Genomic DNA, 16,899 nt, shown 5'->3' on the forward strand with positions numbered 1-16,899 from the left:
GGTGGGTGATCCCCCGCAGGCTCGAGCGGAGGTTGGCATGGCGGTAACGGTGGACAAGGCGCCGGCCGGGTTGGGTGCCGGTTTGTCTTCGCGCGCCGCGGCGGAGGCATATGTGGGAGGTGTCTGTTTCAAACAGGGCCCACCCGCGTTGATCGGTGCCGAACTGGAGTGGCTCACCGCTCGCGGGGAGCTGTCGGCGCCGGATTCGCGTCCGCGCTTGTCGATGCTCGCGGACGCGCTGGGTCCTTATGCCCCGCAGTCTATCTCGCCCGATTCGCCCGCCAAAGTACTTCCCGGTGGCAGCCGCATCACCATCGAACCCGGTGGTCAGATCGAACTGTCCAGCGCCCCCTTCGCCGATGCCGCGCAACTCTGCGCCCGGCTGCTCGAGGATTCTCGCTTTCTCTCCGGCCTACTCGAATCCCGATCCATCCGAACGTATTCCGCCGCCGCCGATGCCGGTCGGCAGGCCCGCCGGGTGCTTCGCCTGCCGCGTTATCGCGCGATGGAACGCGCGTTCGCGGGCGTGGGCCCGTACGGCAAGCTGATGATGTGCAATACCGCCGCCACGCAGGTCAGCGTGGACGCGGGTGCCGATCCCGCGGAGATCGCGGCCCGCTGGAACGCGCTGTACGCGGTCGGCCCGGCCCTGGTGGCGGCGTTCGCCTGTTCGCCGAGTCTGCACGGGGCTCCCACCGGCGCTTGGGCGTCGCAGCGGATGCGCACCTGGCTGCGGCTCGATCACACCCGCACCCGGCCGCCGGTGCGGAGCTGGGCCGATCCGCTCACCGAGTACGGCCGCTGGGCGCTGGACACCCCGTTGCTCTGCGTGCGGCGTGGCCCGGCCGAGGCGGATTGGACGGCGCCACCAGGCGCGACCTTCGCGGATTGGCTGTGCGGTGCGCTCGACGACGAGATCGGCCGCCGGCCGGAGGTCGAGGATCTCGACTACCACCTGACCACGGTCTTTCCCCCGGTGCGGGCGGCCGGACATCTCGAGGTCCGCTATCTGGACGCACAGCCGGGTGATCAGTGGTCGGTGCCGATCCACGTAGTCGACGCGCTGATGTCGGCGCCGGCGGTCGTCGCGGAGGCCACCGCGCTGGCCGAGCCGGTCGCCGACGAATGGGCCTCGGCCGCCCGCTGCGGCCTGGCCGATCCCGAGATCCGTTCCGTAGCAGTCGAATTGCTGACTCTCGCCGCCGAATACGCCCGCAGCGACGAGGCGGCCGAGCAGGTGTGGGCCGCGGTGCGGCGATGTCGCAGCGGGCGCATTCCGGACGGGGAGGTTGCCCGCTGCGCACCCGCCGAGACGGCCGAATGAGTACGACCGGCGGCGCGCACCTCGCTTCGGTGCGACGAGGCCGCCGGGCACGACCCTTGGGAGAGCACTGATGACCGTTCACACCGGAACCGATCACGCCGCGACCGAGCGATTACGCACACAGATCGTGGAGGTCCTGACCCGCGCCCGCGCCCGCACGACGGTGCTGACCGAGGCGGTCGACGAGGCCGAGCTGGTTGCCCAGCATTCGCCGCTGATGAGCCCGCTGGTGTGGGATCTGGCGCATATCGGCAACCAGGAGGAACTGTGGCTGGTCCGCGATGTCGGCGGGCGTGAGCCGGTGCGGGCCGATATCGACCACCTCTACGACGCCTTCCGGCATGCCCGCGCCGACCGTCCGGCGCTGCCGCTGCTGGATCCGGTGCAGGCACGCGGGTACGTGGGCACCGTGCGGGACAAGGTGCTCGATGTCCTGAATTCCAGTCCGCTGCGGGGAAACCGGCTGGTGGACAGTGGTTTCGCCTTCGGCATGATCGCCCAGCACGAGCAACAGCACGACGAGACCATGCTGGCCACCCATCAGCTGCGCGCGGGCGTAGCGGTGCTGACAGCCGCGCCCGCACCGGCCGCGCGCGTCGCGGTCGGCGACGAAGTCGTCATTCCCGCAGGCGAATTCACCATGGGCACCTCGTCGGACCCGTGGGCACTCGACAACGAGCGTCCCGAACATCGCGTGCAACTGCCCGGCTTCGCGATCGACGCGGCGCCGGTGACGAATGCGCAATATCTGGCGTTCATCGACGACGGCGGCTATCACCGGCCCGAGCTGTGGTCGGAGCGCGGCTGGGCCCATCGTGTGGAGGCCGATCTGACCGCACCCCAGTTCTGGGAGCGAGACAGCGACAACCGCTGGTGGCGACGGGTTTTCGGCACGCTGGCGCCGGTGCGCCCGCAGCAGCCGGTGGTGCACGTGTGCTGGTTCGAGGCCGAGGCCTACGCCAACTGGGCCGGGAAGCGTTTGCCCACCGAGGCCGAATGGGAGAAGGCCGCGCGATTCGATCCGGCCACCGGGCGGTCGCGGCGATATCCGTGGGGCGACGCCGAACCCGACGAGACCACCGCCAATCTGGGGCAGCGCCATCTCGAACCGGCCGATGTCGGCGCGTACCCGGCCGGTGCGTCACCGTCCGGGGTGCATCAGTTGATCGGCGACGTCTGGGAGTGGACCGCCTCAGGGTTCGAGCCGTATCCCGGATTCGCGGCGTTCCCGTACCGCGAATATTCCGAGGTCTTCTTCGGCGGTGACTACCGCGTCCTGCGCGGCGGATCCTTCGGCACCGACCCGGTCGCCTGCCGCAGCACCTTCCGCAACTGGGACCACCCGATCCGCCGGCAGATCTTCTCCGGCTTCCGCCTCGCCCGCGACCTGCGACCGGACGAGCGCTGATGTGCCGACATCTCGGCTATCTGGGACCGCCGGCTCCGGTCGGTGAACTGCTCACTCGTGGCACGCATTCGCTGCGCACCCAGTCGTGGGCGCCCGACGATATGCGCCACGGGGGAACCGTCAATGCCGACGGTTTCGGAGTCGCGTGGTGGAGCGGGGCAGGAACCGCGAGCCGCTATCGCAACCCCGCGCCGATCTGGACCGACCCCGCGGTCGAAGAGGTGCTGCCGCAGCTGTCCTCGCCCGCGGTGCTGGCCGCGGTGCGTTCGGCCACGGTCGGTATGCCGGTGGAGCGAACGGCCTGTGCTCCGTTCACCGACGGCGGATGGGCGTTCAGCCACAACGGCGTGATCCAGAACTGGCGCACGGTATTGCCCGCGGTGGCAACGCGATTCGGGTCGCCGGATCTGCTGGATGCCGAATCCGCGACCGATTCGGCCGCGCTCTGGGTGGTGCTGCGTGCCGCGTTGAACGGAATCGGCGCGATGTCCTCGACCTTCGTCGGCCGCAGCGAGTCCGACGCCCGGCTCCGGGCGGTCGCCGCCGCGGTGTCGGCAACGGTTCGCGCCGTACTGGCGCAGGCGCCGAGTGCCCGGCTGAACCTGTTGCTCGGGGACGGCGAAACACTCTGGGCCACAACCGTTCACCATTCCCTGTCGGTGCTCGTCGCCGACGATTTCGCGGTGGTGTCCTCCGAACCGTACGACGACGACCCGCGCTGGCAGGCGATTACCGACCGGCAACTGCTGACGGTGCGGCCCGGCCTTCTCGTGGTCGAGCCGCTGGACGCGGCACAACCTGTTCTCTCCGCAGGACCTGATGAATCCGAAAGGGCCCGTACATGATCGAACCGACGCTGGACATCCACCTCACCGACGACGATCTCGACGCAGCCCTGCGATCGGACGCTCGGACCGGACTCACCGCGAATCCGAAAACGCTGCCGCCGAAGTGGTTCTACGACGCGCGCGGCAGCGAACTGTTCGAAGCGATCACCGAACTGCCGGAGTACTACCCGACTCGCACGGAGCGCGCGTTACTGGAGCGGGTGGTCGGCGAGATCGCGCGCACCGCCCAGGCCGAGGTACTGGTGGAGCTGGGCGCCGGCTCGGCCGCCAAGACGCGTCTGCTGCTCTCGGCGCTGTTGTCCGAGGGGCCGCTGAAGACCTATGTGCCGCAGGATGTGTCGGTGTCGGCGCTGCGCGGTGCCGCCGAGCAGATCAGCACCGAGTTCCCGAACCTCGCGGTGCACGGGGTGGTCAGCGATTTCACCCGAACCCTGCACAATCTTCCGCGCGGCGGTCGCCGCATGATCGCCTTCCTGGGCGGCACCATCGGCAATCTGGTCCCGCAGGAGCGGGCCGAATTCCTGGCCGGCATTCAGCAGGTGCTCGAGCCGGGTGAGCAACTGCTGCTGGGGGCCGGCCTGGTCACCGATCCGGCCGTGCTGGTGCCCGCCTACGACGACGCCGCGGGAGTGACGGCCGAATTCAACCGAAACGTCCTGCACGTGTTGAACTCTCGATTGCATGCCGACTTCGACCCGGACGCCTTCGCTCATATCGCCCACTGGGACGCGGAGAACGAGTGGATCGAGATGCGGTTGGCGGCAACCCGGGATATGACGGTCACGGTCGCCGACCTCGACCTGGTCGTGGACTTCGCCCAGGGTGAGCAGATGCGCACCGAGATCTCGGCCAAGTTCCGCGTCGACGGGCTCGGCCGGGAACTGGACAGCGCCGGATTCGCCACCGAACAGGTGTGGACGGATCCGGACGACCGCTTCGCCCTGGTTCTCGCCGAACGACGCTGATCGCCCGGCGCGGGTTCTGCGCCGAGGTCAGTTGCCGATGACCGCGGCCAGCCACTCGACGGTCGGCCGCAGGTCTTCCCAGGCGGCTCGGACTTCGGTCGCGGCGCGCGGTGTTTCCAGCCAGGGCGGTGCGCCGAAGTCCTTGTGGATCACGAGGGATTTGTGGCGCAGCAGGTCGATGCGCGGATGGTCGGCGGGGAAACCCTTGGGACGGGTCTTCAGTTGCTCCCCGCCGATCACATAGCCGACTGCCGCCAAACCGTCCAGCAGCGCCTGCAATTCGTAGCCGCGCACCTCGTCGTCGATGGTCGTGCGCAGCCGCGCGAGCTGCTCGGGCGTGGGCGCGTACACCCCACCGGCCACATACAGCCCGGGCGCGCCGATCTGGACGTACCACCCCGCTCCCGGGGCGGTACGGACCACCGCGCCCTGATGGTCCTTGTAGGGCGCCTTGTTCTTGGAGAACCGCACGTCGCGATACGGCCGGAAGATCTTCGCCGGTCCGAAGTCGTTCTCCAGTTCCGTGGTGAGCGCGATCATCGGCGCCCGCACGGACTGTTCGTAGACGTGTTTGTTGGCGGTCCAGAAAGCCTTCGAGTTGTCGGCTTCCAAATCCTCGTAGAAGTCGAGCCCGGCGAACGGGAACCCCGCGAATCCGCTCATACCGCCAACTTAGCGACCGCCGCGGACATGTTCCGCGCCGCCCGCTCCGACCGGCCGCCGCTCAGTCGCCCGGCTCGTCCACCACCTCGATGGCGGCGACTTCGGCGGGCCGCTCGTCCTCGTCGCGCAATTCCTGACGATGCCGGCGGCGGGTCCATTCCTGGTCGAGTTCGCTGCGAATCCCCAGGCGGCCGTCGTCGTCGTTCTCGTGATACCTGATCTCCAGGTCGTCGGGCGGATTGTCGATGTAGCGCTGATATTCGCGGATCTCGTCGGCCTGTTCATCGTCACCGAGGTCGTAATCCAGGTCTTCGCGCTCGTCATCGCCCATTTCGAACACCTCGTCCATCAACGGGTAAGTGTCGTCGTCGGCCATCCGTGCCCACCTCTCTCGCAGGCCCGGCACACCCTCAACATTCGCGGTGCACCCTACAACCAACGCTACCGCTGATCACGAAAGAAGAGGAGAGAACAAAGACCAATACAAAATCAGCCGCCCCCTCGGATAGACACCCGAAGGAACGACTGATTTCGCAAGCACATGGGTAACTCCCCGGGCACGCCCGAAAGCCGACACGCCCCGAAGGCGAGACCGACTGCCAACTCACCGCCCACCCAACGACACGCTGAATACGCGGAGAGGCGGGGGAGCTTAAGCGGAGCCGTTGAACAGGCCGGTGACCGACCCGTTCTCGAAGACCTCCCGGATCGTCCGCGCCAGCAGCGGGGCGATCGACAGCACGGTCAGCGAGGGGAACTTCTTGTCCTCGGTGATCGGCAGGGTGTTGGTGACGATGACCTCCTTGGCGCCGCAGGAGGCCAGGCGCTCCGCCGCGGGGGAGGACAGCACGCCGTGGGTGGCGGCGATGACCACATCGCCGGCCCCGGCCTCGCGCAGCACGCGCACGGCCTCGGCGATGGTGCCACCGGTGTCGATCATGTCGTCGATCAGGATGCAGGTGCGGCCCGCGACGTCACCGACGGGACGGTGCGACTTGACCTGGTTCGGCACCAGCGGGTCGCGGGTCTTGTGGATGAACGCCACCGGCGCGCCACCGAGCGCGTCGGCCCACTTCTCGGCCACCTTCACCCGACCGGCGTCGGGGGAGACGATGGTGACGTTCTCGGTGCTGTAGTGGTTGCGCACGTACTCCGACAGCTGGACCAGCGCGTGCATGTGGTCCACCGGGCCGTCGAAGAAGCCCTGGATCTGATCGGTGTGCAGGTCGACGGTGATGATGCGGTCCGCGCCGGCGGTCTTGAGCAGATCGGCGACCAGGCGGGCGGAGATGGGCTCGCGGCCGCGGTGCTTCTTGTCCTGGCGGGCGTAGGGGTAGAACGGCAGGACGGCGGTGATCCGCTTGGCCGAACCGCGCTTGAGCGCATCGATCATGATGAGCTGTTCCATCAGCCACTGGTTCAGCGGAGCCGGAAAGCTCTGCAGCACAAAGGCATCCGAGCCGCGTACCGATTCTTCGAAGCGGACGAAGATCTCGCCGTTGGCGAACTCGCGGGCGGTTTGCGGCGTGATCGCGACGTCGAGTTCCTTCGCGACCTGCTCGGCCAGCTCGGGGTGAGCGCGCCCCGAGAACAGCATCAGGTTCTTCTGGTTATCGGTGGAGAACGCGGTCACTCTGTGTTGCCATCCTTTTGCTCGGTTGCCTGACTCGCTCTGTCATCGGCCGCGATCGCCTCCGCCGCCGCCTGCGCCGCGGCCGTCCCGGGACGATACCGCTGCACCCAGCCCTCAATGTTCTTCTGCGCTCCGCCGGACACCGCCAGCGCTCCCGGCGGAACGTTTCTACGCAGCACAGTACCCGCTGCCGAATATGCGCCATCGCCCACGGTCACCGGCGCCACGAACATGGTGTCGCTGCCCGTGCGCACATGCGAACCCACGACGGTGTGGTGTTTCTTCACCCCGTCGTAGTTGACGAACACGCTCGATGCGCCGATGTTGCTGTATTCGCCGATCGTGGCGTCGCCGACGTAGGTCAGATGCGGGACCTTCGAATGCGCGCCGATCGAGGCGTTCTTGGTCTCCACGAATGCGCCGATCTTGCCGGATTCGCCGACGATGGTCCCCGGTCGCAAATAGGCAAACGGCCCGATTGTGGCGGCGGCGGCGATGGTCGCACCCTCGCCGTGGGTCCGGACCACCTTCGCGCCCTCACCGACGAGCACATCGGTCAGGGTGGAATCGGGGCCGACCTCGGCGTCCTCGCCGATCACGGTATTGCCGAGCAGCTGCACGCCGGGGCGCAGCACCGCGTCGCGGCCGATGCGCACACTCGCATCCACCCAGGTGGTGGCCGGATCGATGACGGTGACTCCGGCGCGCATATGGCGCTCGAGAATGTAGCGGTTCAGCGTGCGGGCGGCCTGAGCCATCTGCACCCGGTCGTTGACGCCGGTGACCTTGGCGGCGTCGACCAGACGCGCGCCGTGCACCGGATTACCGGCCTCGCGCGCAAGCTTCAGGACATCGGTCAGATACAGCTCGTGCTGGGCGTTGGCGGTCGTCAGGCGGCTGATCATCGTCCGCAGCACGGCGACGTCGAAAACGTAGACGCCGGAATTGACTTCGTTGATCGCCGCCTCCCCCGGCGTGGCATCGGCGTGTTCGACGATCTCGAGCACGCCGCCGTCGGCGTCGCGCACGATCCGGCCGTACCCGTTCGGATCCTCCGGAACGAAGGTCAAAACCGTGACCGCGGAACGCGGTTGATAACTGCGATGCTCGTCCAGCAGGGCCGAGAGAGTGTGCCCGTCCAGCAGCGGCACATCGGCGGAGGTCACCAGCAGGTCGCCGGCGAAGTCCGCGGGCAGCGCCGTCAGGGCGCACTGCACCGCGTGCCCGGTGCCCAGCTGCTGTTCCTGCACCGCGGAGGTGATCTCGCGACCCAGTTCTGCCGCAACGGAATTCACCGCGGCGCCGACCTGCTCGCGGTCGTGGCCGATCACCGTGATCAGGGCGGTGGGGTCGATCTCGTTCGCCGCGTGCAGGGCGTGCTCGAGCATGCTGCGCCCGGCGAGCGAATGCAGCACTTTCGGTGTCTTGGACCGCATTCGAGTTCCGGCACCGGCGGCGAGAACGACGACGGCGGTCTGCTGTGGCATGGATCTCCCTCGGCTGCCTGTCATCGTGCTGGTACGCGCTGTCTTTGGCCCGCGGCTGTCGCTGCCTGCGCCGGACCTTCGCAGATCCGGCCTGCGGCGGGCCCGGCGGCTGGCCGTCCGCCCACACCCTAGTCCACCCGGGCCCGGGCCCCGGCTCGGGGCTTCGCTCGATATTCACGCAGGTCACAGCCCCATCGCCAGCTCCGCCGCCAGGACTCGAACCTGAACTAACTGAACCAAAATCAGTGGTGCTGCCATTACACTACGGCGGATCGTCGCACCGATGAACCCTACGGGTCCACCGCTACGCACGGCATGCGCGCAATATCCTCGCACGTTTCCCCGCATCTCCGCGAATTGCGGGCAGATTTTCCCACGCGTGGTCGCGGGTCTGCGAGATGGCCCGGTCGCGGTCGGGTAAATTTGCACAACGCAACATCTGATTTCGAAAGCACATGGGTAACTCGTCGGGCACGCCCTGACCGCGGGTACGCTGCCGACCGCCGGCCCGGCCGAGAAATCTCCAGGTACCTACGACCGGCAAGATTCCCGGAGAGGCGGGGGAGAGAGGCGGGGGAGCAGCGATGACTTCGGGTGATGCGGCGCGGGTGCCGCGCCCGCGGATGACCGGAACGCAGCGGCGCCAGCAGTTGATCGAGATCGGACGGGCGCTGTTCGCCGAGCGCGGATACGACGCCACTTCCATCGAGGAGATCGCCCAGCGCGCTCAGGTCTCCAAACCCGTTGTGTACGAACACTTCGGCGGTAAGGAAGGGCTCTACGCGGTCGTCGTCGACCGCGAGATGTCGACGCTGCTGGACATGATCACCTCGTCGCTGACCCGGAACCGCTCCCGCGTCCGGCTGGAACAGGTCGCCCTGGCGCTGCTGACCTATATCGAGGAGCGCACCGACGGTTTCCGGATCCTGATGCGCGATCAGCCCGCCTCGGCCGCCGCCGGCACCTATTCCAGCCTGCTGAACGAGGCGGTCAACCAGGTCGCGCATATCCTCGCCGGCGATTTCGAACGCCGCGGCTTCGACACCAGTCTCGCGACTCTCTACGCGCAAGCCCTGGTCGGCATGGTCGCCACCGCGGCCACCTGGTGGCTCGACGAGCGGCAGCCGTCCAAAGAGGTGGTCGCCGCGCATCTGGTCAACCTGTGCTGGAACGGACTCACCCACCTCGAGGCCGATCCGCAGCTGGGCTCCGAATGGCTTCGGATCCAAGGAAGAACTCGCGCGCGCCGTAGTCGACCAGGGCAACGAACGACTGCGCGGCGCCTGCCAGGGCTTCTTCGACCCGCGCGTGCCCGCGCTCGAAGCCGCCATCGGCATCACCTACGTCGTCGCCGACCTCACCATGAACGATCCGATGGTGGGCGCGATGCTCAAACTCACGCACCAGATCGGCGACTATCGCGGCGCCTCGGGCGAGAACATCACCAAGACCTGGGGCGAAACCCAGATACTGCTCGCCGAGCGGGCCATCGCCCAGGGCGACCTCAAACCCGACCTCGACCCCGAAACCATCGGCCTTCTCCTGCAGGAGATGACCGCCGGAGTCCACATCACCGCCGTCGGCACCGAATCCATCGACCAGATGGCGGTGCGCATGGAACGCATGTGGTACTTCCTGCTGCCCTCGATCGTGCCGGACGAGAAGGTGGCGTACTTCCGGGAATTCGCGGCCCGGAGGCTGCGTCGCTACGTGCCGTAGGTGTTGCCGGTCGCGTGGACAGTGGCAGGGACCACCGTGCTGGCGGCACATTCGCGTGACTAGACTCGATTGGTCGCTCTGATTCGCCGATCTGTGCAGCCGGGAGTTTCTTTCATGCCGAGCCATCGCCCACCTCTTGCGGGACTGGCCGAGGTGGCCGGTGCCGATGCCGCGCTGAGTCAGGTTCGGGAATTGATCGGGCGCTCCTCGGTGCAACTGGTCGCGCCCTCGGCGATCCGGCCGTTCGTGGCGGCGACCGTCGCGGCCGCGCGGCCGCTGGTGGTGGTGACCGCTACCGGGCGGGAGGCCGACGATCTGACCGTCGAGCTGAGCGAGATCATCGGCGATCGGGTCGCGCTGTTCCCGTCCTGGGAGACGCTGCCGCACGAACGATTGTCGCCCAGCGCCGACACCGTGGGCCGGCGGTTGCAGGTGCTGCGGCGGCTGGCGCATCCGGAGGATCCGGGCCATCCGGAACCGCTGCAGGTGGTGGTGACCACGGTCCGGTCGCTCATGCAGCCGATGGCCCCCGGTCTGGGCGAGATCGAACCCATCGTGCTGCGCGTGGGCGCCGAATTCGATTTCGACGAATTGACCACGCGGCTGGTCGAATTCGCCTACGAGCGCGCCGATATGGTCGGCAAGCGTGGCGAATTCGCGGTCCGCGGCGGCATTCTCGACATCTTCCCGCCCACCGCCGATCACCCGGTGCGCGTGGAATTCTGGGGCGACGAGATCAGTGAACTGCGCGCGTTCTCGGTCGCCGATCAGCGTTCGCTCACCGAGGTCGAGGTGGATCTCGTTGTGGCGCAGCCCTGCCGGGAACTGTTGCTGACCGAGGACCTGCGCGAATCCGCGGCGAAGGTGGCAGCGGACAACCCGGCCGACGCGGCGCTGGTCGAAATGCTGGAGAAGCTGGCGCAGGGCATCCCCGTGGAGGGCATGGAGGCGCTGCTGCCGGTGCTGCGGCCGGGCGAGCTCCAGTTGCTCACCGATGTGGTGCCGACGCAGTCGCATGTGCTGCTGTGCGATCCGGAGAAGATCCGCACCCGCGCCGCCGATCTGGTCCGCACCGGACAGGAATTCCTCGAGGCGTCGTGGACGGCCGCCTCCTTCGGCGGTTCGGCCCCGTTGGGCGCGCACGGTCTGGATCTGGGGTCCTCGGCGTATCGCGGCCTGGATGTCGTGCGGGCCGGTGCCGAGTCGCGCGGATTGCCGTGGTGGACGCTGAGCCCGCTGGCAGCCGACGATCCCGCGGAGATCGTGCTGCCGGTGCTGTCGGCCCCGGCGGCCCGCGGTTCGGAGGAACTGGTCGCGACCGTCTTCGCCTCGCTACGCGCGCACGTGACGACCGGTGGGCGCGCGGTGATCGTGGTCGCGGGACACGGTACGGCGCAACGCATTCAGGAACGCCTCGCCGATGCCGAGGTTCCGGCCGCGGCGCTCGAGCCGGGCGCCGAACCGGTGCGCGGGCTGGTCGGTGTGCTGTGCGGTTCACTGCACGACGGCATCGTGTTCGACGACGCGAAACTGGTCGTCATCGCCGAATCCGATCTGACCGGCAACCGCGTCACCGCGCCCGGCGAGGGGAAGAAGCTCCCCGCCCGCCGGCGCAATCAGGTTGATCCGCTGGCTTTGAGCTCGGGCGATATGGTCGTGCACGATCAGCACGGCATCGGCCGGTTCGTGGAGATGATCGAACGCACCGTCGGCGGCGCTCGGCGCGAATACCTGGTGATCGAATACGCGCCCAGCAAGCGCGGCCAGCCCGGCGACCGGTTGTACGTGCCGATGGACTCGCTGGATCAGCTCTCCCGCTACGTGGGCGGGGAGATGCCGAGTCTGTCCAAACTCGGCGGATCCGACTGGGCGAATACGAAACGCAAGGCGCGCAAGGCCGTTCGCGAGATCGCCACCGAACTCGTGCAGTTGTACGCCGCGCGGCAGGCCGCGCCCGGCCACGCGTTCGCCCCCGATACGCCGTGGCAGCAGGAGATGGAGGACGCGTTCGCGTTCACCGAGACCCACGACCAGCTCACCGCTATCGCCGAGGTGAAGGCCGATATGGAGCGCCCGGTCCCGATGGACCGGGTGATCTGCGGCGACGTCGGCTACGGCAAGACCGAGATCGCGGTGCGCGCGGCGTTCAAGGCCGTTCAGGACGGTAAGCAGGTCGCCGTACTGGTGCCGACAACGCTGCTGGCACAGCAACATCTGCAGACCTTCGCCGAACGCGTCGCCGGATTCCCGGTCACGGTGAAGGGTCTGTCCCGCTTCACCGATCCGGCGGAATCGCGCGAGGTGATCGACGGTATGGCCACCGGTGAGGTCGACATCGTGGTCGGCACGCACCGGCTGCTGCAGACCGGTCTGCGGTGGAAGGAACTCGGCCTCGTGATCATCGACGAGGAGCAGCGGTTCGGCGTCGAGCACAAGGAACACATCAAGGCGCTGCGCACCCACGTCGACGTGCTGACCATGTCGGCCACGCCGATTCCGCGCACCCTGGAGATGAGTCTGGCCGGGATCCGCGAGATGTCGACCATTCTCACCCCGCCCGAGGAGCGCCACCCCGTCCTCACCTACGTCGGCGGCTACAACGACAAGCAGGTGGCCGCTGCCGTGCGCCGGGAACTGCTGCGCGACGGCCAGGTCTTCTACGTGCACAACCGCGTCTCCTCGATCGACAAGGCCGCCAAGCGAATTCGCGATCTGGTGCCCGAGGCGCGGGTGGCGGTGGCGCACGGCCAGATGAACGAGGACACGCTGGAGAAGACCGTGCAGGGCTTCTGGGAGCGCGAGTTCGACGTGCTGGTGTGCACCACGATCATCGAGACCGGTCTGGACATCTCCAACGCCAATACACTGATCGTCGAACGGGCCGACGCTCTGGGACTTTCGCAGCTGCACCAGCTGCGCGGCCGGGTCGGGCGCAGCCGGGAACGCGGATACGCCTACTTCCTCTACCCGGGCGAGAAGCCGCTCACCGAAACGGCCTACGACCGCCTCGCCACCATCTCGCAGAACTCCGATCTCGGCGCGGGTATGGCCGTGGCGATGAAGGACCTCGAAATCCGCGGCGCCGGAAACGTTCTCGGCGCCGAACAGTCCGGACATGTCGCCGGCGTCGGCTTCGATCTCTACGTGCGCCTGGTCGGTGAGGCGGTGGAGGCCTATCGCGCTGCCGCCGACGGCCGGCCGATCACGACCGAGGAAGAGGTCAGGGAGGTGCGGATCGACCTGCCGGTGGATGCGCACATTCCGCCCGATTACATCGCCAGCGACCGGCTGCGGCTGGAGGCCTACCGCAAACTGGCTGCGGCACAGGATGATTCGACGCTCGCGGCCGTGGTGGAGGAGCTCGTCGACCGGTACGGCCCGCTGCCGGTGGAGGTCGGCCGGTTGGTGTCGGTCGCCAAGTTGCGACTGCTGTGCCGCGAGTACGGCATCCAGGAGGTCGGTGTCACGGGCACCACGCTGAAGGTGTCGCCGCTGCAGCTGCCCGATTCGAAGCAGATGCGGCTCAAGCGGCTGTATCCGAGTGCGAACTACCGGCCCACCACGGGCATCGTGCAGCTGCCGCTGCCGCGGGTGGAGGACAGCGTCGGCGCGGCGCGGGTGCGCGATGTGCAGTTGTTGCAGTTCGTCGCCGATCTGCTGCTGGCGCTCGACGGCAAGCCGAAGGGCATGGTCGACCTCGCGATGGGCGCGGAGGTCGCGGTCGGGTGAGCGAGGACCGGGGCGAGCGCCCGTCGGGCGGAACCGACGACGCCGCGGCTGATTCCGCACGGGTCGCGCACGGCCTGACCGAGGCGGTCGAGGTCATGGACCGGCTGTGGGATTTCGGTGGTTGGGAGGTCACCCAGACCCACGACTCGCTGCGGCCGTATCTGCTGGAGGAGACCTACGAACTCCTCGACGCCATCCAGCACGGCGACGCGGAGACGATCAAGGAGGAACTCGGCGATCTGCTGCTGCAGGTGCTGTTCCATTCCCGGATCGCGCAAGCCGCAGGCGAATTCACGGTCGACGATGTGGCCGCGGCGTTGGTCGCGAAACTGGTGCACCGCAGTCCGCATCTGTCGGATCCGGTCGTGGACGCCGGTGCGGATGTGGCCGCGAAGGTCGCCGCCCAGGAAAGGGCCTGGGAGGAACGCAAACTCACCGAGAAGGCGCGCCGCTCCTGCCTGGACGGGATCGCGATGGCGCAACCCGCGCTGGCGCTGGCGGAAAAGGTTCGCTCCCGCAGCGCGAAGGCGGGATTACCCGAGGATCTGGTCCCGGAGGAGCTGCGGGTGATTCACCTGGGCGGACCCGAAAGCGCCGAGGAGCGGCTCCGCAAGGCCACGCTGGACTTCGCGGCGCGAATCCGGGCCGCCGAGGACGCGGCCGAGCGGACCCGCGGCGTACGCGGACCGCTGGGTCCCGACGAGTGGCGCGCCCATTGGGAAACCTTCGCCGACTCGCTGGGGGACCGGCAGCGCCGGCCGTGAGGTCGCGCCCGGTCAGCTCGCCCGTGTCGGTTGGTCAGGAGCCTTCGGCGAGATAGCGTTCGACGGTCTCGACCTTCGAGGTCAGGGCACCGGTGACTCCCGGACGAATATCGGCTTTGATCACCAGGCTGCAGCGCGGCGCGACCGCGAGGACGGCGTCGGAGGCCTGCTTGATGACCGCCATCACCTCGTCCCATTCCCCCTCGAGCGTGGTGAACATGGCGTTGGTTTCGTTCGGCAGCCCGCTGGCGCGGACGATGCGGACGGCTTCGGCGACGGCGCGGCCCACATCGGCGCCGGTGCCGAGCGGGGTGACCGAGAAGGCGGCGATCATGCCGTCAATTCTTCGCGTCGACCATCTGCTGCAGGGTGGCGACACGCGAGCGGAGGTATTCGAGTTCCGGTTCGTCGAGAACCGTGCGCTGGATGCCCGCCTCGACCTCGAACGCGCCCTGGCGGTGGTCGTCGATCACCTCGACATCGATGGCGACGGCCACATAGTCCTCGGCGCCGGGCATCGGATCGGCGATCACCCGCGCGCGACCGCGGGCGCACAGTGCCACATTGCCGCCGCCGAGGATCAGCAGCGCGACGTCGGGACGTTTGCGCAGCCGGGCCAGCGACCCGCGATCGAACTTGAGGCTCAACAGGATTCGCCGATCATCGGCGCGCACCGGCCAGCTCACGGGAATCGCGTGCGGCGACGGATCGGTGGTCACCAGGACGGCGATGGTGTCCAGCGGCCAGGTGGGCAGGATGTCCAGTTCGGGATGCTCGGTCGCGGGCTGCTGACGTTCTCCGGCACTGGCTACCATCTCGTCACCTCACGGTCGGCTCACGCGGCGGCATCGGCCGCGACTGGCACCCCAGTGTAAACCGTTGTGCCGCTTACTTGCTGGGGTGCGAGCCGCCGAGGTGAACCGCACTGGTGGTAGGGGTGCGTACGGATCAGTTGAGGCTGTCGGCCAATTGGCGGGGTTCGGCGACCTCGCGGTGATGCAGCAGCGAGAAATATCGCCGCAGCATCAGCACGGCCGTCGCGGCCAGGCCCGCGGTCAGACCCCACCACACGCCGCTCGCGCCCAGGCTTAGCGGGAAGGCGAGCAGCAACGCGGTCGGCAGTCCGACGATCCAATAACCCACCAGCGACAACCGGAATCCGGCGCGGGTGTCCTTGATTCCCCGCAGCAGGCCGTTGCCGATGTTCTGTGCGGCGTCGAAGAACTGCAGGACGACGGCGATCAGCAGCAGGCTGTGCGCGAGTTCGACGGTGGCGCCGTCGCGACCGGTGAGGAACGGACGCAGCACCAGATCGGGCGCCGCGACGTACAGGACGCCGACCACGGCGGCCACCACGGCCGCCTGCCGCAACACCAGCCAGGCCAGGTTCTGGGCGCGGCGGAACTCGTCGCGGGCCACGGCCCGGCTGACCAGAATCGAGACCCCGTGCGAGAGCCCCACCGCGACCTGGAACACGATGTAGACGAGCTGATACACCACGTTATGCGCGGCGAGCGCCGCCGGGCCGAGCGTGCCCATCGCCAGGGCCAGTACCGAGAACATGCCGGCCTCGGAGCCGTAGGTGAGTGCGATCGGCGCGCCGAGTCGCAGTTCCGCGGTGACCGTTCGCCGGCGTACCGGCCACATCCGCATCGGCAGCGTCGGCCCCAGCGCGGCGTCGCGGCGCACCATCACCCAGAAGACCGCGAAGGTGACGAGGAAGACGACCGAGGACGCCACGCCGACGCCGGTCAGTCCCAGGGCGGGCAGTCCGGCCCAGCCGTGGATCAGCGCCAGCGCGGCCACCGCGTTCAAGGCCACCGAGCCGAGCGTCACCACCAGCAGTGCCTGTGGCTTTTGCATGCCGACGGTGTACTGGCGCAACACCTGGAACCACAGGCACGGCAGCAGGCCGGGGGCGAGCGCCACCATCATCGGCCGGGCCGCGGCCAGCACCGCCGCGTCCTGGCCCAGCCACTGCAGCGACCAGCCCAGGCCGACCAGGATGAGACCGCCGAGCAACCCCGCCGCGGTCGCGATGAGGAAGCTCGATCGGACCACATCGCGGATCTCGGGCTCGGGGTCGCGGTGCTGCTTCTCGGCCCGGCTCACCACGGTTGCCACCTGATTGCCACTGGCGGTGATCAACCCGACGCACATGGTGCGGATCTGGTTGAACAACACCAGTGCCAGCCCGCCGGCCGCCACCTGGTCGACGCCGAGGCTGCCCATCAACGCGATATTGGTGGTCGAGATCGCGACCTGGGCCAGTTGGGTCAGCGCGATGGGCGTCGCGAGTGCCGTCAGCCGGCGTCCGTCGCCGCGGGGTGTGGCGGTGGTCATGCCCGGACCTCCCGGG

The 16,899-nt window shown here is 68.3% G+C and carries 14 protein-coding genes, 1 tRNA gene and 1 pseudogene; 8 read left to right on the forward strand and 8 right to left on the reverse strand.

What is annotated here, in order from left to right; translation table 11 throughout:
- Positions 1 to 37: 37 nt before the first annotated feature.
- The 4 genes from egtA (at position 38) to egtD (ending at position 4,545) form a co-directional block, all read left to right on the forward strand.
- Positions 38 to 1,324: an ergothioneine biosynthesis glutamate--cysteine ligase EgtA gene (egtA, locus tag IG65_RS0113395; protein ID WP_030515231.1), complete on the forward strand. Its 1,287-nt coding sequence runs from the start codon at positions 38 to 40 to the stop codon at positions 1,322 to 1,324.
- Positions 1,325 to 1,394: 70 nt separating this feature from the next.
- Entirely contained in the window at positions 1,395 to 2,732 is a 1,338-nt protein-coding gene (gene egtB, locus IG65_RS0113400) for an ergothioneine biosynthesis protein EgtB (RefSeq protein WP_030515232.1), read from the forward strand.
- Positions 2,732 to 3,577 (forward strand): ergothioneine biosynthesis protein EgtC, encoded by an 846-nt coding sequence (gene egtC / locus IG65_RS0113405; protein WP_051755905.1) that lies wholly within the window; start codon positions 2,732 to 2,734, stop codon positions 3,575 to 3,577. Before egtB ends, egtC begins: the two co-directional genes overlap by 1 nt.
- Entirely contained in the window at positions 3,574 to 4,545 is a 972-nt protein-coding gene (gene egtD, locus IG65_RS0113410) for an L-histidine N(alpha)-methyltransferase (RefSeq protein WP_030515234.1), read from the forward strand. Before egtC ends, egtD begins: the two co-directional genes overlap by 4 nt.
- 27 nt (positions 4,546 to 4,572) lie before the next feature.
- Here egtD and IG65_RS0113415 read toward each other — a convergent pair whose 3' ends face one another.
- The 5 genes from IG65_RS0113415 to IG65_RS0113435 form a co-directional block, all read right to left on the reverse strand.
- Positions 4,573 to 5,208: a DUF2461 domain-containing protein gene (locus IG65_RS0113415; protein WP_030515235.1), complete on the reverse strand. Its 636-nt coding sequence runs from the start codon at positions 5,206 to 5,208 to the stop codon at positions 4,573 to 4,575.
- Positions 5,209 to 5,269: 61 nt separating this feature from the next.
- Positions 5,270 to 5,584: a hypothetical protein gene (locus IG65_RS0113420; protein WP_051755906.1), complete on the reverse strand. Its 315-nt coding sequence runs from the start codon at positions 5,582 to 5,584 to the stop codon at positions 5,270 to 5,272.
- Positions 5,585 to 5,860: 276 nt separating this feature from the next.
- Positions 5,861 to 6,841, reverse strand: a complete 981-nt coding sequence (locus tag IG65_RS0113425; RefSeq protein WP_030515237.1) for a ribose-phosphate diphosphokinase — start codon at positions 6,839 to 6,841, stop codon at positions 5,861 to 5,863.
- Positions 6,838 to 8,328: a bifunctional UDP-N-acetylglucosamine diphosphorylase/glucosamine-1-phosphate N-acetyltransferase GlmU gene (gene glmU / locus IG65_RS0113430; protein WP_030515238.1), complete on the reverse strand. Its 1,491-nt coding sequence runs from the start codon at positions 8,326 to 8,328 to the stop codon at positions 6,838 to 6,840. The genes IG65_RS0113425 and glmU overlap by 4 nt, the downstream gene beginning before the upstream one ends.
- A gap of 201 nt (positions 8,329 to 8,529) precedes the next feature.
- Positions 8,530 to 8,600, reverse strand: a tRNA-Gln gene (locus IG65_RS0113435).
- 351 nt (positions 8,601 to 8,951) lie between these two features.
- Here IG65_RS0113435 and IG65_RS36815 point away from each other — a divergent pair.
- The 4 genes and pseudogenes from IG65_RS36815 to IG65_RS0113450 form a co-directional block, all read left to right on the forward strand.
- A pseudogene (locus tag IG65_RS36815) lies at positions 8,952 to 9,542 on the forward strand (TetR/AcrR family transcriptional regulator); the annotation flags it as partial.
- 94 nt (positions 9,543 to 9,636) lie between these two features.
- Positions 9,637 to 10,047: a TetR/AcrR family transcriptional regulator gene (locus IG65_RS0113440; RefSeq protein ID WP_231509189.1), complete on the forward strand. Its 411-nt coding sequence runs from the start codon at positions 9,637 to 9,639 to the stop codon at positions 10,045 to 10,047.
- Between the two features lie 114 nt (positions 10,048 to 10,161).
- On the forward strand, positions 10,162 to 13,776 hold the full coding sequence (gene mfd, locus IG65_RS0113445; RefSeq protein ID WP_030515240.1) for a transcription-repair coupling factor: 3,615 nt from the start codon (positions 10,162 to 10,164) through the stop codon (positions 13,774 to 13,776).
- Between the two features lie 95 nt (positions 13,777 to 13,871).
- The gene (locus IG65_RS0113450) at positions 13,872 to 14,540 is read left to right on the forward strand and encodes a MazG family protein (protein ID WP_081879464.1); all 669 of its coding nucleotides are present in this window, start codon (positions 13,872 to 13,874) and stop codon (positions 14,538 to 14,540) included.
- A gap of 34 nt (positions 14,541 to 14,574) precedes the next feature.
- On the opposite strand, the gene IG65_RS0113455 is transcribed toward IG65_RS0113450, so the two are convergent.
- The 3 genes from IG65_RS0113455 to IG65_RS0113465 form a co-directional block, all read right to left on the reverse strand.
- On the reverse strand, positions 14,575 to 14,874 hold the full coding sequence (locus tag IG65_RS0113455) for an MTH1187 family thiamine-binding protein (protein ID WP_030515242.1): 300 nt from the start codon (positions 14,872 to 14,874) through the stop codon (positions 14,575 to 14,577).
- Between the two features lie 4 nt (positions 14,875 to 14,878).
- Positions 14,879 to 15,355, reverse strand: a complete 477-nt coding sequence (locus IG65_RS0113460) for a pyridoxamine 5'-phosphate oxidase family protein (RefSeq protein WP_030515243.1) — start codon at positions 15,353 to 15,355, stop codon at positions 14,879 to 14,881.
- Between the two features lie 133 nt (positions 15,356 to 15,488).
- Positions 15,489 to 16,883, reverse strand: coding sequence for an MATE family efflux transporter (locus IG65_RS0113465; protein WP_030515244.1), 1,395 nt, complete (start codon positions 16,881 to 16,883; stop codon positions 15,489 to 15,491).
- Between the last annotated feature and the right edge of the window lie 16 nt (positions 16,884 to 16,899).

It is taken from the genome of Nocardia sp. NRRL WC-3656 (assembly GCF_000720265.1).
In the GTDB taxonomy this organism is placed as follows: Bacteria; Actinomycetota; Actinomycetes; order Mycobacteriales; family Mycobacteriaceae; genus Nocardia; species Nocardia nova.